We start from the raw sequence: 4,427 nt of genomic DNA, 5'->3' as shown, positions 1-4,427 counted from the left end.
CCGTTCGCCAGCCACAACGAACGCATGGCTACTGAGGCATCGCCCGCACCACGTAAACAGCCGCTCAAGGTGTAGAGCAGGATAATTGCCGGTGAGCTGGCAAATATCATCCGGGTAAAATTGGCTCCGTTGGCAATCAGCCGTTCGTCGCCACCCATCAGGCGCAGAATGTCTTCGGCAAACAGAAAACCCGGTACACCCATGAACACGGCCAGAACAAGCGACAAAAGAATCACCTGGCCTACCGTTCGACTGGCTTCCCGATGGTTATCTTCTCCCACGCGCCGGGAAACCAAAGCTGTGGATGCCGTACTCAGGCCGATCGCAATGGAATAGACGATTGTTAAGACAGATTCTGTTAAACCCACCGTAGCAATAGCCTGTGTACCGATTTTAGCCACGAAAAACACGTCGACAACAGCAAACAGGGATTCCATCACCATCTCCAGAATCATCGGTACGGATAGCAGGAAAATGGCCCGGTTGATACTGCCAGACGTAAAATTAGTTTCTGAACCGCGCAATGCGGCCAGGAATAACCGAATGAATTTGGTCATTGGATGAAAAAGACTATGCCGCAGCCTAATGGCTACTGACGGTGTGAATCAGATAAAAAAGAAAGCGACCACCAGAATGGGTGGCAAAGCAATTAAGAGAAGAAGAAAAACCACGTGGGTTTTTGAGCGAGGAACTTCATGGGCTTTTATGGACCGCCAGCGCGGACGCCTTTATAAATGCAAACCTACAGTTTTATTTTCTAAATCACCAAATCCGTTTGAGTAAACGGCGAACAAATCATAAACTATCTAAAAGAAAGCGCGTTACGTAGATAGTGTAGAATGGATTGTGGACCACGTATAAGGCCGTTTGGTACGGTATAACACCGTTCATTTTACAGCATTCATTCCGCATTATCTATGACGAATACGCCACATCCTTCGCTAAGTGCTATAAATGACTTCCTGAGCAATGAGTTCGTTACCAGCCGATATCCTGATTCAGAGCAGGGCGGTATTTATTATCCGTCTGAGCGACCTGTTCGGCGAATAGGTTTATCGCTAGATCCCTTTTATAACTTACCCGCCTGGATTGATGAGAATCAGCTGGATGCGCTCTGGCTCCACCGTCCCTGGCAACTTGATCTGGGAAAACTGCCCTTGGGCATTGGGATTCTGGCCCATCACCTGCCGTTTGATGAAACATTAACGATAGGGTATAATGAACGGCTGGCGAAGCAGCTCGGAGCAACAGGTGCGCTTATGCCACTCGGTTACAAGCAGGGAATGAATGGAGCAGGGGAAATACTGCCTGAGCGACCAATTGGAATGGTTATCGACGTAAGTCCGGAACAGGAATTTGATGTTCTCCTCGACGCAATTAAAACGCTTTTCGGGGGCTATGACCGAGCGGAAGCGGGTCTGGGCTTGTCGGGCTGGCAGGCGGATAGTCGTCGAATTGCAATAGTGGGGGCTATGAACGATACACTTATCCGGGAATCTGCCGAAAAGGGAGCGCATTTATACGTAACGGGAGCGTATCGTAAACCCGCTCAGCAAGCCGTAAACGAAACAGGCATTGCCGTTGTAGCGGTTGGGCATAATCGGGTTGAAGAGTGGGGCCTGCAAGCACTAGCCGATCTGCTATGTGAGCGTTGGCCGATCGAATGCGTACTGCATCATCAACCGATCAAAGCATAAACTTACGGAATGGTACGTGGATCATCAGCAATGCGCGTGTTGTCATAATAGGTATCCATTTCAGCCATATCCTCTTCTGAGATACTGAAGTTGAGTATGTCGAAATTCTCATAAATCCGGTCGCGGTGTACAGATTTGGGAATGGTAACAACACCGTGTTGCATTGACCACCGAACCAGCATCTGATACGTCGATTTGCTGTACTTTTCAGACAGTGCCATCAGCCTGGGCTCGGTTCGTTTCAGACCACGTACCAACGGCGCATAGCCCTGAAGCTGGATCGATTTGGCGCGACAATAATTGACAACGTCGGGAAGGTAGCAATATGGGCTAAACTCAATCTGGTTAACAGCGGGTTTGATTTCTGCTTCGGTCAGAAGCTCGTCTATGTGAGCTGGATAATGGTTGGAAAGGCCGATAGCGCGTGCCCGCCCATCCCGATATATTTTTTCGAGTGCTTTCCAGGTTTCGTGCCGAAACTGCTTTACAGGCCAGTGAATTAAATACAAATCGATAGTATCGAGTCGAAGCCGCTCCAAACTCCGGTTAAAAGCACGTAACGTTCGATTATAGCCCTGGTCGTCGTTCCAGACTTTGGTTGTTATAAAAATATCACTTCGGGGAATACCACTGGCGCGTACTGCATCGCCTACTTCGCGCTCGTTTCCGTAAGCGGCCGCCGTATCGATCAGACGACAGCCCGCTTCGAGAGCCCACTCAATAGCCTGTTGTACTTCAGTGTGATGGTTTGGTGCATATACACCTAGCCCCAGGAGAGGCATTTCAACACCATTGTTAAGCTTAGTAGATGGTATATCCATGCAATAGGTAATACGTTTACTAAAAAAAGCGCAGAATCGGTGAATTTGTTTAAAACCGATTCATTGGAAAATAGTACCAATGCATTGATTGGCTTTAACACAGTCTTATATCAATGAACCAGGCTAATCAGAGGTTTTGTACTTGGCTGTATTTTAATGCATTTTTAATAAAATTCGTCCGTTAATTTAGATTGAGACGTAACGTAATGACTTCGCTAGTAAGGGTTTATAATTGAGATGTATGTTAATCATTTAGACCATTCGATATATATTTAATTTAATTTTAATTTCTATAAATCCATTTACAGATTGTAGCCGTATAGCCCTGATAGTAAGCTTTTCGATTCACTTATTAACATCTCTACAAACAGACTATTGGCCATGCGTTACAATCAAAAACTCCGCCTATTTGTCGGGCTAATGACCGTCAGCTCGTTATTGACGCTTGAATCCTGTCGGGAACCTGAGGTACAGCTCAACCAGCCATCTGGCACCGCTAACGCACGGCTTTCGGCCGAGTCAATGGTTTATGTATTAACGGATAACAATCAATTAATTAAAGTAAGCACACAGAATCCGTCGACGGCCTTAGAAACAATCGCCATCAAAGGTGTTCAGAATAGCGAACGGTTGGTCGGGATCGACTTTCGACCCGCTACCGGACAGTTGTATGGCATTAGCAATGGCAGTCGGCTGTATATGATCAATCTGGCTAATGGGGTTGCAACAGCACTTGGAACGGGCGCTATCTCTCCGGCTATCAATGGCGACGTAGTTGGTTTCGACTTCAACCCAACCGTTGATCGGATTCGGTTGGTAACAAACCGAGGACAAAACCTGCGTCTGAATCCAGAAACGGGTACGACTGCAGCTACTGATGGAAATCTGAATGGTGTTGCTGGCGGAGTGGCGGTTTCGGGTGTTGCCTATACCAACAATCGATCGGGTGTTACGACAACAACCTTGTACGACATTGACCCTATCACAGATAAATTGTATCGGCAGGACCCGCCTAATGCTGGTACACTGGTAGAAGTAGGTTCGCTTGGTATTGATATTGCAGGTACAGGTAGTTTCGATATTGCGCCAAATGGCGATGCAGTGGCCGTGTTGATCAACAATAATATGCAGGGCTTTTATGAGATCAATCTGAGTACAGGGCGTGCCGAACGACTAGGGAATTTACCTACGACTGCATCAATTGTAGGACTGGCTATCCCCACTGATCCAGTTGCTTACACGGCTGATGGATTGAATAATCTGATCATTTTTAATCCGATGGCACCCGCGCCTATTTCAAAGGCCATTACGGGTTTGCAACCAGGGGAATCGATTTTCGGACTTGATTTCCGGCCTGCTAATGGACAGTTATACGCTTTAGGCAGCATGAACCGGATTTATACGATTAATACGTCGAACGGAGCTGCTACGTTGGTTGGATCAGGACCATTCAGTCCGTCGCTGGCTGGTAATGATGTTGGTTTTGATTTCAATCCAACGGTCGACCGTATTCGGTTAGTAACAAACAGTGGTCAGGATTTACGGTTGAATCCAAACGACGGAACGGTGGCGGCTATAGATGGTGCCCTGAATCCGGGTTCACCCAACGTAACGGCCGTTGCTTATACCAACAACTTCGCCGGATCGACGTCGACTACCCTTTATGATATAGATACCCGGACGAACAATGCCATGCTGGTCATCCAGAGTCCGCCAAACAATGGTACGCTGGCACCCGTAGGCGCTACGGGCATCAGTGCTGAAGGAGGTAACGGGTTTGATATTGGTGGTACCAGCAATATAGGTTATGCCTTGATGCGGTCGAACGGTTCTACGAATATCTACGCTGTCAATCTCAGCTCAGGCGCTGTCACGCTGATGTCGAGCCTGCCCGGCAACCCAAGTGTGC

Annotated in this window: 4 protein-coding genes; 2 read left to right on the top strand and 2 right to left on the bottom strand. The window is 47.7% G+C overall.

Annotated elements, in window-relative coordinates; all coding sequences use genetic code 11:
- A partial coding sequence (locus ACOJS8_RS16750; protein WP_420149692.1) for an MATE family efflux transporter occupies positions 1-557 on the bottom strand: 557 nt, incomplete at its 3' end.
- 360 nt (positions 558-917) lie between these two features.
- Between ACOJS8_RS16750 and ACOJS8_RS16745 the strand changes: the two genes are divergently transcribed.
- Entirely contained in the window at positions 918-1,697 is a 780-nt protein-coding gene (locus ACOJS8_RS16745; protein ID WP_420149691.1) for a Nif3-like dinuclear metal center hexameric protein, read from the top strand.
- A 2-nt stretch (positions 1,698-1,699) separates the two neighbouring features.
- Here ACOJS8_RS16745 and ACOJS8_RS16740 read toward each other — a convergent pair whose 3' ends face one another.
- A complete protein-coding gene (locus ACOJS8_RS16740; protein WP_420149690.1) occupies positions 1,700-2,518 on the bottom strand; it encodes an aldo/keto reductase in 819 nt (272 codons plus the stop codon).
- A gap of 381 nt (positions 2,519-2,899) precedes the next feature.
- Here ACOJS8_RS16740 and ACOJS8_RS16735 point away from each other — a divergent pair.
- The coding region (locus tag ACOJS8_RS16735) for a DUF4394 domain-containing protein (protein ID WP_420149689.1) at positions 2,900-4,427 on the top strand (1,528 nt) is incomplete at its 3' end.

Origin of the sequence: Spirosoma sp., from assembly GCF_048594605.1 — a bacterium.
Lineage (GTDB): Bacteria > Bacteroidota > Bacteroidia > Cytophagales > Spirosomataceae > Spirosoma.
Note: the sequence above shows the minus strand (reverse complement) of the source record. Positions and strands in the feature narration are given on the sequence as shown.